16 protein-coding genes are annotated in these 15832 nt (G+C 71.2%); 14 read left to right on the top strand and 2 right to left on the bottom strand.

All coding sequences use genetic code 11. The annotated features are described in order from the left end of the window. Positions 1 to 238 precede the first annotated feature (238 nt). Complete coding sequence (gene ffh / locus VGR06_RS01870; RefSeq protein ID WP_327557159.1) at positions 239 to 1789, top strand: signal recognition particle protein; 1551 nt, start codon at positions 239 to 241, stop codon at positions 1787 to 1789. Here ffh and VGR06_RS01875 read toward each other — a convergent pair. Together VGR06_RS01875 and VGR06_RS01880 are read right to left on the bottom strand one after the other, a co-directional pair. Then, positions 1786 to 2247, bottom strand: coding sequence for a DUF1801 domain-containing protein (locus VGR06_RS01875; protein WP_327557160.1), 462 nt, complete (start codon positions 2245 to 2247; stop codon positions 1786 to 1788). The genes ffh and VGR06_RS01875 overlap by 4 nt on opposite strands. Positions 2248 to 2370: 123 nt before the next feature. Continuing rightward, positions 2371 to 5265, bottom strand: coding sequence for a M36 family metallopeptidase (locus VGR06_RS01880; RefSeq protein WP_327557161.1), 2895 nt, complete (start codon positions 5263 to 5265; stop codon positions 2371 to 2373). Positions 5266 to 5484: 219 nt separating this feature from the next. Here VGR06_RS01880 and VGR06_RS01885 point away from each other — a divergent pair, with 219 nt between their 5' ends. From VGR06_RS01885 to VGR06_RS01945, 13 genes are all read left to right on the top strand, one after another. After that, positions 5485 to 6549, top strand: coding sequence for an amidohydrolase family protein (locus VGR06_RS01885; protein WP_327557162.1), 1065 nt, complete (start codon positions 5485 to 5487; stop codon positions 6547 to 6549). 54 nt (positions 6550 to 6603) lie between these two features. Beyond that, complete coding sequence (locus VGR06_RS01890; RefSeq protein ID WP_327557163.1) at positions 6604 to 7353, top strand: type II CAAX endopeptidase family protein; 750 nt, start codon at positions 6604 to 6606, stop codon at positions 7351 to 7353. Between the two features lie 554 nt (positions 7354 to 7907). Continuing rightward, the gene (rpsP, locus tag VGR06_RS01895) at positions 7908 to 8345 is read left to right on the top strand and encodes a 30S ribosomal protein S16 (protein WP_327557164.1); all 438 of its coding nucleotides are present in this window, start codon (positions 7908 to 7910) and stop codon (positions 8343 to 8345) included. Positions 8346 to 8415: 70 nt separating this feature from the next. After that, on the top strand, positions 8416 to 8655 hold the full coding sequence (locus VGR06_RS01900; RefSeq protein ID WP_326474701.1) for an RNA-binding protein: 240 nt from the start codon (positions 8416 to 8418) through the stop codon (positions 8653 to 8655). Next, positions 8633 to 9169 carry a ribosome maturation factor RimM gene (gene rimM, locus VGR06_RS01905; protein WP_327557165.1) on the top strand — a complete coding sequence of 179 codons (537 nt, stop codon included), beginning with the start codon at positions 8633 to 8635 and terminating at the stop codon, positions 9167 to 9169. Before VGR06_RS01900 ends, rimM begins: the two co-directional genes overlap by 23 nt. A 61-nt stretch (positions 9170 to 9230) precedes the next feature. Beyond that, positions 9231 to 9977, top strand: coding sequence for a tRNA (guanosine(37)-N1)-methyltransferase TrmD (trmD, locus tag VGR06_RS01910; RefSeq protein WP_327557201.1), 747 nt, complete (start codon positions 9231 to 9233; stop codon positions 9975 to 9977). Positions 9978 to 10132: 155 nt separating this feature from the next. Further along, positions 10133 to 10492 carry a 50S ribosomal protein L19 gene (gene rplS, locus VGR06_RS01915; protein WP_327557166.1) on the top strand — a complete coding sequence of 120 codons (360 nt, stop codon included), beginning with the start codon at positions 10133 to 10135 and terminating at the stop codon, positions 10490 to 10492. 35 nt (positions 10493 to 10527) lie between these two features. Further along, the gene (gene lepB / locus VGR06_RS01920) at positions 10528 to 11523 is read left to right on the top strand and encodes a signal peptidase I (protein ID WP_414637127.1); all 996 of its coding nucleotides are present in this window, start codon (positions 10528 to 10530) and stop codon (positions 11521 to 11523) included. Between the two features lie 9 nt (positions 11524 to 11532). Further along, positions 11533 to 12570, top strand: a complete 1038-nt coding sequence (gene lepB, locus VGR06_RS01925) for a signal peptidase I (protein ID WP_327557167.1) — start codon at positions 11533 to 11535, stop codon at positions 12568 to 12570. A gap of 11 nt (positions 12571 to 12581) precedes the next feature. Next, the gene (locus VGR06_RS01930; RefSeq protein ID WP_327557168.1) at positions 12582 to 13394 is read left to right on the top strand and encodes a ribonuclease HII; all 813 of its coding nucleotides are present in this window, start codon (positions 12582 to 12584) and stop codon (positions 13392 to 13394) included. Beyond that, positions 13391 to 13714 (top strand): DUF2469 domain-containing protein, encoded by a 324-nt coding sequence (locus VGR06_RS01935; protein WP_326921153.1) that lies wholly within the window; start codon positions 13391 to 13393, stop codon positions 13712 to 13714. The genes VGR06_RS01930 and VGR06_RS01935 overlap by 4 nt, the downstream gene beginning before the upstream one ends. 127 nt (positions 13715 to 13841) lie before the next feature. Beyond that, a complete protein-coding gene (locus VGR06_RS01940; RefSeq protein WP_327557169.1) occupies positions 13842 to 14219 on the top strand; it encodes a YraN family protein in 378 nt (125 codons plus the stop codon). Next, positions 14219 to 15733, top strand: a complete 1515-nt coding sequence (locus tag VGR06_RS01945) for a YifB family Mg chelatase-like AAA ATPase (protein WP_327557170.1) — start codon at positions 14219 to 14221, stop codon at positions 15731 to 15733. Before VGR06_RS01940 ends, VGR06_RS01945 begins: the two co-directional genes overlap by 1 nt. The last annotated feature ends 99 nt before the right edge of the window (positions 15734 to 15832 follow it).

A 15832-nucleotide genomic window follows, 5' to 3' on the forward strand; every position in this document is an offset into this window, starting at 1 on the left:
CGGCAGGTTGACCGGCCGCACCGCCGGGTCGTCCGGCGTCGAGGTGTACTGGCACGGACCGCGGGTCACCGGCGGCTGGTCGGCCGCCGCCTCCCCACCGGCCAGCAGCATTCCGCTGGCGAACATCGTTGTGGCAACGGCGATGCGCAGGGCTTTGTTCAACACGACCCAGCAGTCTAGAGGTCTGAACCGGTCCGCTGGGCAATCCGTTTTTCCCAGACCAAGTACCGTTGCGTACGTGTTCAACACTCTTTCCGACCGGTTGACCGCGGCTCTGCAGGGCCTGCGGGGCAAGGGCCGGCTCAGTGACGCCGATATCGACGCCACCGCGCGCGAGATCCGGATCGCGCTGCTGGAGGCGGACGTCGCGCTGCCCGTGGTCCGCTCGTTCATCACCAAGGTCAAGGACCGGGCCAAGGGCGCGGAGGTGCACGGCGCGCTGAACCCGGCCCAGCAGGTCGTGAAGATCGTCAACGAGGAGCTCATCGCGATCCTCGGCGGCGAGACGCGCCGGCTCACCTTCGCCAAGACCCCGCCGACCGTGATCATGCTGGCCGGCCTGCAGGGTTCCGGTAAGACGACGCTCGCCGGCAAGCTCGCCCGCTGGCTCGCCGGCCAGGGCCACACCCCGCTGCTGGTGGCGGCCGACCTGCAGCGCCCCAACGCGGTCACCCAGCTCCAGATCGTCGGCGAGCGCGCCGGCGTGCCGGTGTTCGCGCCGGAGCCGGGCAACGGCGTCGGCGACCCGGTCGACGTCTCCCGCCGCGGCGTCGCAGAGGCCAAACACGCCCAGCACGACGTGGTCGTGGTGGACACCGCCGGCCGGCTCGGCGTCGACGAGGAGATGATGCGCCAGGCCGCCGACATTCGGGAGGCCGTCCAGCCCGACGAGGTGCTGTTCGTGGTCGACGCCATGATCGGTCAGGACGCGGTGACCACGGCCGAGGCGTTCCGCGACGGCGTCGGCTTCACCGGCGTGGTGCTCACCAAGCTCGACGGCGACGCCCGCGGTGGCGCGGCGTTGTCCGTCCGCGACGTCACCGGCGTCCCGATCATGTTCGCCTCCAGTGGCGAAGGACTCGGTGACTTTGATGCCTTCCACCCCGAGCGGATGGCCTCGCGCATCCTCGGCATGGGTGACCTGCTGACCCTGATCGAGCAGGCCGAGCAGCACTTCGACCAGCAGCAGGCCGAGGCCACCGCGGCCAAGATCGGCTCCGGCGAGTTGACCCTGGAGGACTTCCTCGACCAGATGCTCGCCGTGCGCCGGATGGGCCCGATCGCGAACCTGCTCGGGATGCTCCCCGGCGCCGGCCAGATGAAGGACGCGCTCGCCCAGGTCGACGACAAGCACCTCGACCGCCTCCAGGCGATCATCCGCGGCATGACCCCGGCCGAGCGCCAGGACCCCAAGATCATCAACGCCTCCCGCCGCCAGCGCATCGCCCGCGGCTCCGGCGTGGCCGTCCGCGAGGTCAACGACCTGGTCAACCGCTTCTACGAGGCCCGCAAGATGATGCAGCAGATGGCCGGCCGCTTCGGCTTCCCCGGCGCCCGCACCTCCCGCGCCACCAAACGCGGCAAGAAAGGCAAGAAGGGCAAGGGCCGCGGCCCCACCCAGCCCAAGGTGCGCGGCGGCATGCCCGGCTTCCCCGGCGGCCTCCCCGACCTCTCCAACCTCCCGCCCGGGCTCAACCAGCTTCCCCCGGGCCTCGCCGGGCTGAACGACCTCCCACCCGGCTTCGACCCGTCCAAGCTCAAGTTGCCCAAGAACCCCAAGGAAAACTAGGCCGGAGTGCCCTGAAGGACGCCTTCGGGACGCTCAACGCCCCGAAGGCGTCCTTCAGGGCATGAGCCCTCGCGCTTGAGCTTGCGCCAGCCGCCGGCCCGGTTGTTGGCGATGATCTGCCGGAACATCGCCGTCAGCGCCCGCGCGTTGATCGTGTCGCCGCGCCAGAACGCCACCGTCCGCGCGGTCTTGTTGTCGTGGCCCGCGGTGATGATCCCCTCCGGGTCGGAGACGATCCCGCCGTCGTACAGGAACACGTTCACGTGATCCTTCGCCGCGAGCAGCGCACAGACGTTGCCCTCCAGCACGAAATACGGCTGCCGCGTCCGCTTGATGGTCTCCTCGACCTCCGGGTCGGCGGCGTGCACGAGCTCGCGCACCTCGTGGCAGACGGCCTGCTGCCACTCCGGCAACGCGTCGATGTAGGCGTCCACGCGGGGATCCGCGGTGTAGGTCACGGTCGGCCTCCAGGCTCCGGTGGTGTCGTCACCCGGTACGTAGAAGCCGGCGGCCACATCTCGACATGAACGAAGGGGGCATCCGCCGCGCCGGCGAAAGCCCCCTTCGAGTCAACTAGGCGATCAGAGGATGAACGCCTGGAACTCGGCGATCCGCACCGCCTGCGCCACCGCCGGGTTGCCGGTGGTGCAGTCGCTGATCGAACGCGGGTCGTTGTGCTGCTGGCCCGCGTACGCCGGCGTGCCGGTGCACTGGTTGGTGAGCACCCGGACCATCAGGTGGGTGGCGATGGTCGGCGGGATCCGGAACGACCGGGCGATCAGGTCCGGCGCCACCGGGCGCGGCACCCCGGCCGGGAACGCGTCGGCCGGGCTGGTGTACACGTGCCGGAAGCTGGCCGGGTTGGCGCAGTCCTGGCCGAACACCGCGTTGCACGAGAGCACCTCGAACTGCCGCAGCGCCGTGAACCGGCTCTGCGCGCCCGGATCGGCGTCACCCGCGATCGCCGGCCGCAGCAACGCGCTGAACTGCACCCGGGTCACCACTTGGACGCGGCCGGGAAGCGCCACGGTGACGCTCTTGCCCGCCACCGGCGAGCCCACCGACGCCCAGTCGGTCGCCTCGGTGTCGTCGATGAGCTTGTCCAGGTTCACCCCGTCACCCGTCGCCGTGGCACCCGACGCCGCGGAGGCCACGTTGCGGAACAGGATGGCCGGCAGAACACCGCGCTCCCCGGCGAACACCCGGCGCTCCAACCGGGTGCTGCCGAACCCGGCGCCCGCCACCAGGAAGTGGTAACTGCCCGGTGCCAACTCCACCGTGTCCGGCAGCGGCGTGGCCGGGTCGGTGTCCGCCACCGGAACGGACCGCGCCTCGTAGTCACCCACGTACAACCGCACCGCGGCGCCCGCCGCCTGACCGGCGGGGAGCAACCGCAGCGTGGCGTTGCGCGCCATGGGCGAGGCGAAGCTCGGCGTCGGGTCCACGTCGGCGGTCCCGTTGCTGGCCGCGTCGCGTCCCACGCCACGGCGGGCGAACGCCAGCCACAGCGGCTCGAGGTCGGCGCCACCGAACCGGATCTGGTCCGCGGCGAGGATGGAGTCCCGCATGTCCACGAAGCTCACCGCGCCCGACGCGTTGAGCAGCAGCGCGTCGAACATCAGCTGCACCCAGCGCCGGCCGCCCGGGCACCGCTCGACCGGCACCGCGCCGTCCGCGCACGCCCGAAGCTGTGCCGGCGTGCCCTCGCCGTACTTGTCGACCATGGCCTGGCGCAGGTCCATGCCGATGGCGTTCCAGATCTCACCGTCGGCGTGCACCTCGGGCCCGGTGAGGTCGAAGGCGAAGTTGCTGTAGTTGAGCGGGGACCTGCTCATGTCGTAGTCGCGGATGCCCACCTTCGCGTTGCCGGTGACGTACCCACCGGTGACGAACGGCGTGTCGCCCCTCGGCCGGAACCCGTACTCCTGCAGGTACTCGAACGCGAACTGGTCCGACGTGGACTCGTTCATGGAGCCCGCCTGCTGCCCGGACCAGCCGGAGTTCGGGCCGGCGATCATGCGCCCGGAGATGGCGTGCGTGTACTCGTGGCCGATCACCGACATGTCGTAGTCGCCGTCCACGCACGGGGCGTAGAAGGCGCCGGGGAGCGGTTGCCACAGGTACATGTTGGTCACCGGCGGCACTCCGTCCGGTGGGCTGGACTGGTTGGCGTTGTCCCGGGACGGGAACGCCGGCGGCGCGCCACCGGCCCGGCCGCCGGACTGCGCCTGTCCCTGCTCGGGGTCCGCGCCCAGCGCGCCGTGGCTGCCGTTGCTGATCTGCATGTTCCAGGCTTCCTCGGTGAACCCGAGGTGGTAGGCCCAGTCGTGCATCCGGTTGTGCTGCACGAACAGGTTCGCGATGGCCGCGTCGATGTCGTTCTGCTGCGGGGTGGCGAACACCTCCGGGTTGCACTTCGCCTCGAGCCATTGGTTGGTCCAGGCGTAGCGGTAGTCCCGGGCGGGGCTCGCCGCCGAGGTGCGCGTGCCGACCGTGCCACCGGCCAGGCTGTCCCACTTCTCGGTGTTCCGGGCCGAGTTGCCCACCGAGGTCAGGGTGGACGTGCCGGTCGCCCGGTTGACGTCCCAGGCGAGCCCGTCGTTGGCGGAGCTCACCGCGCGCTCGCAGCCGGGGGCCTGGGTCAGGCACCAGGTCACCCGGTTGTCCCGGGAGGAGTAGTCAGCCGGCGGGTTGGCCGGGAAGGCGCTCCACTCGGGGTTGTCGGTCTCGTGGTCCACGATGTCCTCGCGAACCAGCACCTGCCCGGTACGGGCGTCGATGTAGGTGGTGAACGCGGTGAAGTCGGCGACCAGGTCGTTGCTCTGCAGCACCACCTGGTAGGCCGCCCGGGGCGCGCCGTCCGGCATCGGCACGGCGCCCAGCGACACGTGCGTGCTCGCCAGCTGCGCCGCGGACAGGCCCGCGTCCGCGCTCGCCGCGGCCAGCGCCGCCTCGGGCGAGAGGGTCGCCGGCTCGGGCGCCGGGCGGTCCGGGCTGATCGTGGAGGTGGCGAACTCGACCGCGCCGTCCCGGATGCCGAACGCGGCCAGGCCGTCCAGCGTGGACGGCAGGTCGCCGAACCGCTGGCGCAGCATCACATAGGAGCCTTCGCCCATCGGCCGGCTCAGCAATACGTCCATCGAATTGATGGACTGGTCGGATACTCCGAATGCCGCACGGTTATCCGCCAGGAAACCGCGGGCAATCGCCACCGGGTCGCTCGTGGTGGCGGCCCGGCGCTGGGTGTCGGTGCGCGGAACGAGCGTGGCGGGCGTGCCGTACCGGTTCCACCGGACGGCCGTGCTGCGCTCCGTCGCAAGCGTGCGTTGTTGGGTGGTGGGCACTGCCGCGGCGCCCCGATTGTCCACGTCGCGGCGGGGCGATCCTTCGCCCTGGATACCGATTGCCTGGTCGACGGCGGGCGCGGCCGGCTCGGCCACGGCCGTCCGCACGGACCAGCTGGAGATCGCTAACACTGCTGCTGCGGTGAGCGCGGTGGCCCTCCGGAGAGATCTTCTCCGCATCTTTGAGCGCGCCTTCCTTGATTGAGTCGCGGTGAAACAGGGAACGACTCAGCGAATAGCGACGCCCAAGCTTCCCCCTCCGGCAGCGCGAAAGGTAGCCACATTAGTACCCAAGAATGCGTTCGCACTGCGAACACGCCGGCCGCGGTGCGCACTGGGTAACCTGCACGCATGACGGCGCTGCACGTGCGGGCGGTGGTGCTGCCCGGGGACGAGGAACGCGACCTGTGGATCGTCAACGGTCGCATCCGGACCGAGCGGGTGGCCGGCGCCGAAACCATTGTGGACGGCGGGTTCCTGGTGCCCGGTCTGGTCGACGCGCACTGCCACATCGGGCTCGCGACCGACGACCTCTCCGGTGCCGAGGCGCAGGCGGTGACCGCCCGGGACGCCGGCACCCTGCTGATCCGCGACTGCGGCTCGCCGATGGACACCCGCCCGCTGCAGGAACGGTTCGACCTGCCGCGCATCGTCCGGGCCGGTCGGCACATCGCCCGGCCCAAGCGCTACCTCCAGCACATCGGCGTCGAGGTCGACGATCCGGCGCTGCTCCCCGGTGTGGTCGCCGAACAGGCGGCCTACGGCGACGGCTGGGTCAAGCTGATCGGCGACTGGATCGACCGGGACACCGGCGACCTCGGCCCACTCTGGCCGGACGACGTGCTCGCCGAGGCGATCAAGGTGGCGCACGAGGCCGGCGCCCGGGTCACCGCGCACGTGTTCGGCGAGGACGCCCTGCCCGGCCTCATCGCCGCCGGCATCGACTGCCTCGAGCACGGCCCGGGCCTGGGCGCGGACCAGATCGCCGAGCTGGCCGAGCGCGGCACCGCGCTGATCCCCACCTTGATCAACATCGAGACGTTCCCGGACATCGCGGCGAAGGCGGAGAAGTACCCGCACTACGCCGGGCACATGCGTGCGCTGCACGCCCGGGCCGGCACGGCGGTCGCGGCCGCGGTCGAGGCCGGCGTCCCGGTCTACGCCGGCACCGACGCCGGCGGCGGCATCCGGCACGGGCGGATCGTCGACGAGATCGTTGCCCTGCACCGCGTCGGCATGAGCCCGGAGCGCGCGATCGCGGCGGCCTCCTGGTCGGCCCGGAGCTGGCTGGGCTGGTCCGGTGTCGGGGAGGGCGCCGCGGCCGACCTGCTCGTGCTGTCCGGCGATCCACGCCAGAACCTGGACACGTTGCGACACCCGAAGCGAATTGTCCTGCGCGGACGAGTGATCTCGTAGCGGGCCGGATACTCTCGGGGATCTACGGCGAACCTGTGGAGGGGGTCGACGCGAGTGAGTGATCTTGCTGATCGCATCTCCGCCGCCCTGCCGGAGGACGAGCCACGGGAGCACCGTTGGGGGCTCGGGGCGTTTCTGCTGGTCTTTGCCACGTTCGTGCTCTCCGCGGTGCTGATCGGAGCCATCGCGCAGGTCCTGGCGCCGGGGCAGACCCTCTCGGTCAAGGTCGCCGTGATCGGCACGGTGATGCCGCCCCTGCTCGCCGCCGGCGTGGCGATCCTGGTCACGGTGCTGCGCGGCAACGGACCCCGGCTGGACCTGCGCTGGTCGTTCACCTGGGCCGACATCCGGGCCGGTCTGCGCTACGGGTGCATCGGGCTGGTCTGCACGACCGTGGCCGCGCTCCTGTGGACGAAGCTGGTCGGCGAGCAGAACGCCACCTCCGCGCTCGGCATGCTCGTGGAGAACCAGCGCCTACCGGTCGTCGCGGCGATCGCCATGTTCCTGTTCGTCTGGCTGATCGGCCCGGTCTGCGAGGAGATCATCTACCGCGGCCTGCTCTGGGGCGCGCTGGAACGGCTGAACTGGGGCCGCTGGTGGGTGTTCGGCCTGACCACGGTGATCTTCGCGGTCACCCACCTCGAGCCCCTGCGCACCTCGCTGCTGCTGGTGATCGGCATCCCGATCGGCCTGGCCCGCCTCTTCACCGGCCGGCTCGGCGCGAGCATCATCACCCACCAGATCAACAACTTCCTGCCGGCTCTCGCCGTGCTCCTGGTGGCCCTGGACGTCCTACCGCCCTGATGTCAGGCCCGGGTCTGAAGGTTCGTTTGGGTGGCGGTGCGTTAGGTGGCCGCACGGCTCGCCGCGGAGGGGTTCGGCCGCGTTGGGCGGATTTCAGGCACTTCCTGGCCCCTGGGCGTCAAGATCAGCGTTTCGGGCGCCCTGCCCGTGCTCAGCGCGGTTAACGAGCCCCAAATAGCGATCATGGACCTCCATGTCACCCACACGTGCCACCCGGACCCACGGCCGCTTTGCGGCCCGGGTCTTGGTCCTCGCCACCGCCGCCCGGGCACCGCAGCTCACCACCCACCCTCCTCGTCCTTGCCATCTTGAGAAGCCGGCCACCCCATCAACCGCCACCCGCCAACCTCTGCTTGACCCACCAGCCAGCCGGGCGCACGGCACCTAGGTGGAGGGCCGCCAACCGCCGTCTGGCAGAATGTTCGGTTGTCTGCTGTGGCCGGACCCTCTCGCCGTGCCATGGCGCCATGAACCTCCGGGCGCTGCCCACCCGACCCCACTCGGGTAGGCCGGCGTCCGACCATTGTGTGCAACGTTGAGGAGCAACCCACCCCGTGGTCAAGATCAAGCTGCAGCGGCTCGGAAAGATCCGCTCGCCGTACTACCGGGTCGTCGTCGCCGACGCCCGCACCCGTCGCAGTGGCAAGGCGATCGAGACGATCGGCCGGTACCACCCCAAGGAGGAGCCGAGCCTGATCGAGATCGACTCCGAGCGCGCGCAGTACTGGCTCGGCGTCGGCGCGCAGCCGACCGATCCGGTCCAGCACCTGCTCGAGATCACCGGCGACTGGCAGAAGTTCAAGGGCCTGCCCGGCGCCGAGGGCACCCTGCGCAAGGCCGAGCCCAAGCCCACCAAGCAGGAGCTCTTCGAGGCCGCGCTGAAGGCCGCCGGCGAGGAGCCGACCACCGAGGCCACCACGCCGAAGAAGAAGGCCCCGCGCAAGACCGAAGCCAAGGCCGAGAAGACCGAGGACGTCAAGGAAGAGTCGTGATCGCGAGCGAGCTTGCGAGCGAGCCATTGGACACTGGCTCACGGCATCACCGAGCCTGCGAGGGGATGCCGTGAGCTTCCTAGCCGATGCGCTCGAGCACCTGGTGCGGGGCATCGTCGATCACCCGGACGACGTGCGGGTGGAGCTGGTCACCACCCGCCGCGGCCGCACGCTCGAGCTGCACGTCAACCCGGACGACCTCGGCAAGGTGATCGGGCGCGGCGGCCGCACGGCGACCTCGCTGCGCACCGTCATGGCCGGCATCGGGGGCCGGGGAATCCGGGTGGATGTCGTCGACACCGACCAGTGAGGTCACCGTCGGCCGGGTAGCCAAGGCCCACGGCGTGCACGGCGAGCTGTCCGTGGACGTGCGCACCGACGAGCCGGAGCTGCGGTTCGCGCCCGACAGTGTGCTGCGGGCCCGGCTCCGCGACGGCACCGCCCGGCCGCTCACCGTCGCCGCCGCCCGGCCGCACGGCGAGCGTCTGCTCGTCCGCTTCGCCGAGGTGCTGACCAGGGACGTCGCCGAGACCCTGCGCGGCGCGCTGCTGCTCGTGGACGTCGCCGACCTCCCCCCGTCCGAGGATCCCGACGAGTTCTACGACCACGAGCTCGAAGGCCTCGCCGCGACGCTCTCCGACGGCACCCCGGTCGGCACCGTGCTCGAGGTCGTCCACGGCCCCGGCGGCGACCTGCTCGTGCTCGAGCTCGACGGCGGCCGCGAGGTGCTCGTGCCGTTCGTCCACGCGATCGTGCCCGAGGTCGACGTGGCCGCCAAGCGCGTGGTGTTGGACCCGCCCGAGGGCCTACTGGACATGCCATGAAGGCGTCATTCAGGACGCTCAACGCCCTGAAGGCGGCCTTCAGGGCATGGAGGACCCCGCCGTGCGCCTCGACGTGATCACGATCTTCCCCGAGTACCTCGCCCCGCTGCGCACCGCGCTCCTGGGCAAGGCCATCGATCGTGGCCTGATCACCCTGTCCGTCCACGACCTCCGCGACTGGACCCACGACGTGCACCGCGCCGTGGACGACAGTCCCTACGGCGGCGGCCCCGGCATGGTGATGAAGCCCCAGGTCTGGGGCGAGGCTCTGGACACGGTCTGTATCGGCTCGCCGCGCCTGGTCGTCCCGACGCCGGCCGGCCGCCCGTTCACCCAGGCGCTGGCCCGCGAGTACGCCGCCGAGGAGTGGCTGGTGTTCGCCTGCGGCCGCTACGAGGGCATCGACCAGCGGGTGATCACCGACGCGGCCGCCCGGATGCCGGTCGACGAGGTGTCCATCGGCGACTATGTGCTGGTCGGCGGCGAGGTCGCGGTCATGGTGATCATCGAAGCGGTGGCCCGGCTGCTGCCCGGCGTGCTCGGCAACCCCGCCTCCGCCGAACAGGACTCCTTCTCCGACGGCCTGCTCGAAGGCCCGTCCTACACCCGCCCCGAGATCTGGCGTGACCTGCCCGTCCCCGACGTCCTCCGCTCCGGCAACCACGGCGCCGTCGAGCGCTGGCGCCGCGACCAGGCCCTGGAGCGCACCTTCCACCGCCGCCCCGACCTGCTCGCCGCGCTCCCCGAGGACGCCCTCGACAAGCACGACCGAGCCGTCCTCGACCGGCTCCGCGAGGGTGCCCGTTAACGACCGGCCAACGGTCTGACATACTTTGTAGGTTGCCGCGACCGGGCACCGCCCCGGGCCCGCGCCACGAGCCCCCATCCAGGCTGGTCACCAGCGATGCCGCGTGCCAGCCGGACGCGAGAAGATCAACCCAGCTAGACGAGGACGGAACACCGATGAACACCCTGGATGCCCTGGACGCCCAATCGCTGCGTTCCGACATCCCGGACTTCCGTCCGGGCGACACCCTCAAGGTCCACGTCCGGGTCATCGAGGGCTCCCGGGAGCGGGTGCAGATCTTCAAGGGCGTGGTGATCCGCCGGCAGGGCGGCGGCATCCGGGAGACGTTCACCGTCCGCAAGATCTCTTTCGGCGTCGGCGTCGAGCGCACCTTCCCGGTGCACTCCCCGAACATCGCCAAGATCGAGGTCGACCGGCGGGGCGACGTGCGCCGTGCCAAGCTCTACTACCTGCGTGAGCTGCGCGGCAAGGCCGCCAAGATCAAGGAGAAGCGGGAGCCCCAGTCGGCTTCATAAGGCCGCGTTACACCGCTCTCCCGTAACCTGGTGTCGTGGCCACCCCCGTGCACCTCGCCGCGCCCGAGGATGACCCCGACCGCACCGAGCTCATCGCGCGCGTTGACGTGCCCCGGCGCCGCGACTCGGCCCGCGCCGGGCGGCGCACCCAGCCGTGGACACCCGAGATCTCGCCGCTGCCGAAGGGGGCCAAACGCGGCCGGCACCGCAAGACGCCCCGCAAGCAGCCGCTCTGGCGGGAGCTGCTGGTCCTGTTCACCGTGGCGATCGTGCTCACCATCCTGATCCAGCACTTCCTCGGCCGGGTCTACTCGATCCCGTCCGGCTCGATGGAGCAGACCCTGCACGGCTGCACCGGCTGCACCGGCGACCGGGTGCTGGTCGACAAGATCGTCTACCGGTTCTCCGACCCGTCGCCCGGCGACGTGATCGTCTTCAAGGGCCCGGAGGCCTGGACGAAGAACGACGCCGACGTGCCGCGCACGGGCAACGTCCTGGTCCGTGGGCTGCAGCAGATCGGCGCGCTGGTCGGCCTCGCCCCGCCGGACGAGCGGGACTTCGTCAAGCGTGTGATCGCCACCGGCGGGCAGACCGTCGAGTGCTGCGACGCGGACAACCACGTGCTGGTCGACGGCAAACCGCTGGACGAGCCGTACATCTTCTGGGAGACCGGCCGTCCCGGCACCCAGGCGCCGTTCCCGAAGGTCCGCGTGCCGGACGGCACCCTGTGGGTCATGGGGGACAACCGCAACGACTCCTGCGACTCGCGCTGCCAGGGCGGCGGCAAGGACGTCAACGGCGGCCTCAGCGGCGTCGTCCCGGTGGACCTCGTGATCGGCAAGGCCCGGTTCATCGTGCTGCCCCCGTCCCGCTGGCAGGGCGTCGGCGACCACAACCCGCAGGCGACCGCCCAGGCACTGAGCGCGCCGAGCTGGCAGCAGGCCCTTCCGGCGGGCGTCGGACTGCTCGGCGCCCTGCCCGTGTTCCTGCTGTTCCGCCGCCGTCACAGGGGTCGCACACCGTCCCGGTAGTCTGCACACGTGGTCGATGTCGGACACGCCAAAGGCAATGCGGACGAAGAGGAACCAACCGGGCAGGAGGATGCCGACAAGGCCACTACCGGCGAGGAAACCGAGTCCGGCGCGAAGCCGAAAAAGGCGAAACAGCAGCGGTCGTTCTGGAAAGAGCTGCCGATCCTGATCGCGGTCGCGCTCGTGCTGACCATCCTCATCCAGACGTTCATCGCGCGGGTGTTCCTGATCCCGTCCGAGTCGATGGAGCACACGCTGCACGGCTGCGCCGGCTGCTACGGCGACCGGGTGCTGGTGGACAAGGTCACCTACGTCTTCCGCGATCCGCGCCCGGGCGACGTCGTGGTGTTCGAACGGCCCGAGACCTGGAACCAGTCGGAGTTCCGGGCCAACCGCTCCGGCAACACCGTGGTGCGCTGGCTGCAGGACATCGGCGCCATGTTCGGCCTGGCCTCGCCGAACGAGGACGACGTGGTCAAGCGGGTGATCGCGGTCGGCGGGCAGACCGTCAAGTGCTGCGACGAGCAGGGCCGGGTGCAGGTCGACGGGCAGTCGCTGGACGAGCCGTACGTCTACTGGGACGGCGGCGCGCCCAACGGAAACCAGGAGTTCGAGGAGTTCAAGGTCCCGGACGGCACGCTCTGGGTGATGGGGGACAACCGCAACAACTCGGCCGACTCCCGGGTGCAGGGCGGCGGCGGGCCCAACGGCGTCGTCCCGGTGGACAACGTGATCGGCAAGGCGCGGTTCATCGTGCTGCCGCCGGGTCGCTGGCGGGGCGTCGGCGACCACGACCCGCAGGCCGTCGCGCTGGAGGCCGGCCTGCCGTTCGGGGTCGGCTTCGCGGCCGCGTTCCCCGTGCTGTGGCTGGGCAGGAGGGTGCGGGTTTCCGTGTTCAACGGTTCGCTCCGCTCAGGCCGCCCAACGCGTCGCTTTCCCTCGTCCGCTGCTCGGTTGCTCGCTGGCGCTCGCTCCCTGCGCTGCTCCTCAGTCCAGGCGACGCGGCGGCCTTCGCTCCCGCTCAGGCGGCGGTCGGCTCGGCGGTGACGATGGTTGCCATGGACTTGCGGCCGCCGCGGGTGATCCTGCGCCGGGGCGCGGGCAACTGGGGCCTGCAGGGCGCGCTGGACCGGCGTGGGCTCGGCCCGGTCGCCGGGGTCGACGAGGCCGGCCGCGGCGCCTGTGCCGGCCCGCTGGTGGTGGCCTCCTGCGTGCTGCGGCCCGGCGACGCCGCGCGGTTCGAGGGCCTCACCGACTCCAAGCTGCTCACGCCCGCCGCCCGGGAGCGGATGTACGACCTGGTCGTCAAACGCGCGGTCGACTACGCCGTCGTGATCATCCCGGTGCCCGAGGTCGACCGCCGGGGCGTCGGCGTGGCCAACATCGAAGGCATGCGCCGGGCCGTCGCCCAGCTCACCACGCACCCCGGCTACGTGCTGGTGGACGGCTTCCGGGTGCCCGGCCTGACCGCGCCCAGCATCCCGATCGTCAAGGGCGACCAGGCCGCCGCCTGTGTGTCCGCCGCGTCGATCCTGGCCAAGGTGACCCGGGACCGGATCATGGTCGGCCTGCACGACCGGCATCCCGTCTACGGGTTCGACGACCACAAGGGCTACTGCACCGCCGAGCATGGCGCCGCGCTCGACGAGCACGGCCCCTGCGTGGCGCACCGCTGGTCCTTCGTCAACGTGCTCACCGCGGGCGCCCGGCACGGTCTCAAGGCGCCCCACCCGGTCGCCCCGCACTGCTACCTACCCGCCCCGGGTGATCCCACCCCAGCCGTCGATACCGGCGCGGGTGTCGTGGTTCAGAATGAGACATCCCTGATGACCGCCGGGTGGCCGGACCACGAGGAGCGCGACACCGCATGAGCGCCGAGGATCTCGAGAAGTACGAGACCGAGATGGAGCTCTCGCTCTACCGCGAGTACCGCGACATCGTCGGTCAGTTCTCCTACGTGGTGGAGACCGAGCGTCGCTTCTACCTGGCCAACGGCGTCGACGTCCAGGTCCGCGACGCCGACGGCGAGGTCTACTTCGAAGTCCGGATGTCCGACGCCTGGGTCTGGGACATGTACCGCCCCGCCCGCTTCGTCAAGAACGTCCGCGTCATGACCTTCAAGGACGTCAACGTCGAAGAGCTCGACAAACCCGACCTCCGCCTCCCCGAGGAAGGCCCCTTCGGCGGGTAGCACACCGCCCCGACAAGTCCGCCCTATCTCGATCTTGTTCGGCTGACTTGTCCCCAACCTGGGTAGCTGTCCACAGTCGACGCCCAGACGCCGGCTCACCTGCCCGCCACGCGGCAGAGTCGACGCCATGAGCGCACCGCCCGCCGCCCCGCACCTCGCCCTCGGTCGCCGAGGTGAGGACCTCGCCGCCCGCTACCTGTGGGACAGCGAGCGCCTGCTCGTGCTCGCCCGCAACTGGCGCTGCGCCGAAGGCGAGCTCGACCTGGTCCTCACCGATGGCCGTCAGCTCGTCTTCTGCGAGGTCAAAACCCGCACCAGCACCACCTACGGCACCCCTGCCGAGTCCGTCACCGATCGGAAAGCCCACCGCATCCGCCGCCTGGCCCGCCGCTGGCGCTTGGCCCAGGGCGTCCAACCCTGGGTCCCGGACCGGTTCGACATCGTGTCCATCCTCTGGCCGCCCAACCGAACCCCGGTCATCGACCACCAGCCGAGGGCCTTCTGATGCCGCTCGCACGCGCCTTCGCGGTGGCGCTGTTCGGCATCGACGGCAAGGTCGTGGAGATCGAGGCCGATGTCGGCGGCGGCAAGCCGAAGACCCAGCTCATCGGCCTGCCCGACACCGCGCTCAACGAGGCCAAGGAGCGGGTGCGGGCGGCCATCCGCAACAGCCACCTCGAATGGCCCAACCAACTCGTCACCCTCGGCCTGTCCCCGGCCGCGCTGCCCAAGGGCGGCTCGAGCTACGACCTGGCGCTGGCCTGCGCCGTGCTGGTCGCGGCCGGCCAGGTCCCGCCGGGCCCGCTCGCGCAGACCGTCCTCATCGGCGAACTGGCTCTGGACGGCCGGATCCGCCCGGTGCGCGGCATCCTGCCCGGGCTCCTAGCCGCCCGTCGCGAAGGCCTGCGCCACGCGATCGTTCCGGCCGCGACCCTCCCTGAAGCGGCCCTGGTCAGTGATGTCGAGGTGCTCGGCGCCGAACGCCTCGAGGACGTGCTCGGCTGGCTCCGCGGCGAGCCGGGCCGGCTGTCCGCACCCGGCCCGCACCCGCCCATCCCCGATGTCCCCACCGAGGATCTCGCCGACGTCCTCGGCCAGCCCGAGGCACGCTGGGCCCTCGAGGTCGCCGCGGCCGGCGGCCACCACCTGCTCCTGATGGGCCCGCCCGGCACCGGCAAGACCATGCTGGCCCAGCGCCTCCCCGGCCTGCTCCCGCGGCTGAACCACGATCAGGCGCTCGAAGTCACCGCCGTCCACTCCATCGCCGGTGCCCTCACCCCCGAATCACCGCTGATCACCATCCCGCCCTTCGTCTCCCCGCACCACTCCACCTCCGTCCCCGCCCTCGTCGGCGGTGGTGTCGGCCTCGCCAAACCCGGCGCCATCAGCCGAGCCCACCATGGGATCCTGTTCGTGGACGAGGCTGGCGAACTCGGCCCCCGTTGTCTCGAGTCGCTGCGGACCGCGCTCGAAGAGGGTGAGATCCGTCTGGCCCGCCGCGACGGCGTGGTCCGCTACCCGGCTCGCTTCCAGCTGGTGCTCGCCACCAATCCATGCCCCTGCGCTCCACCGCGGGAGCGCGACTGCACCTGTTCCCCGCACGCCCGGCGCCGCTACCTGGCCCGCCTTTCCGGCCCGCTGCTCGACCGCGTCGACCTCCGCGTCCGGATGCGCCCGATCACCGCCATGTCCACCACCGAGGGCACCATTCCGGAGTCCACCGACCTCGTTCGCGCCCGGGTCGCCCGAGCCCGCCAGCGCGCCGCCGAACGCTGGTCCGGCCACGGCTGGCACACCAACGCCGAGGTCCCCGGCCCCTTCCTCCGCCGCGAGTTCGGCCTGGCCCGCCCCACCACCGCCCTGCTCGACCGCAGCCTCGCCAGCGGCGCCCTCACCGCCCGCGGAGCCGACCGCACCCTCCGCGTCGCCTGGACCCTCAGCGACCTCGCCAACGTCGACCGCCCCGACTCCGATCACGTCGCCGCCGCGCTCGAGTTCCGCGACCGGAGGGCGGCATGAGCTTGCGAATGCCGCGGCGAGGGCGTTGGCCCACCGCGACGAGGTGGGCCCGAGGAACTGGGGTCCGGGGGCTTGCCCCCGGTGGAACACGGTCTGCCC

Source organism: Actinophytocola sp. (genome assembly GCF_036002505.1).
Classification (GTDB): domain Bacteria; phylum Actinomycetota; class Actinomycetes; order Mycobacteriales; family Pseudonocardiaceae; genus DASYTH01.

Excerpts from the sequence above, each read along its gene's own strand:
- VGR06_RS01885 (WP_327557162.1), top strand. The coding sequence starts at position 5,485 with ATGACGGCGCTGCACGTGCGGGCGGTGGTGCTGCCCGGGGACGAGGAA.
- rimM (WP_327557165.1), top strand. The coding sequence starts at position 8,633 with ATGTCGTCGACACCGACCAGTGAGGTCACCGTCGGCCGGGTAGCCAAG.
- rplS (WP_327557166.1), top strand. The coding sequence starts at position 10,133 with ATGAACACCCTGGATGCCCTGGACGCCCAATCGCTGCGTTCCGACATC.
- VGR06_RS01930 (WP_327557168.1), top strand. The coding sequence starts at position 12,582 with ATGGACTTGCGGCCGCCGCGGGTGATCCTGCGCCGGGGCGCGGGCAAC.
- VGR06_RS01935 (WP_326921153.1), top strand. The coding sequence starts at position 13,391 with ATGAGCGCCGAGGATCTCGAGAAGTACGAGACCGAGATGGAGCTCTCG.
- VGR06_RS01940 (WP_327557169.1), top strand. The coding sequence starts at position 13,842 with ATGAGCGCACCGCCCGCCGCCCCGCACCTCGCCCTCGGTCGCCGAGGT.
- VGR06_RS01945 (WP_327557170.1), top strand. The coding sequence starts at position 14,219 with ATGCCGCTCGCACGCGCCTTCGCGGTGGCGCTGTTCGGCATCGACGGC.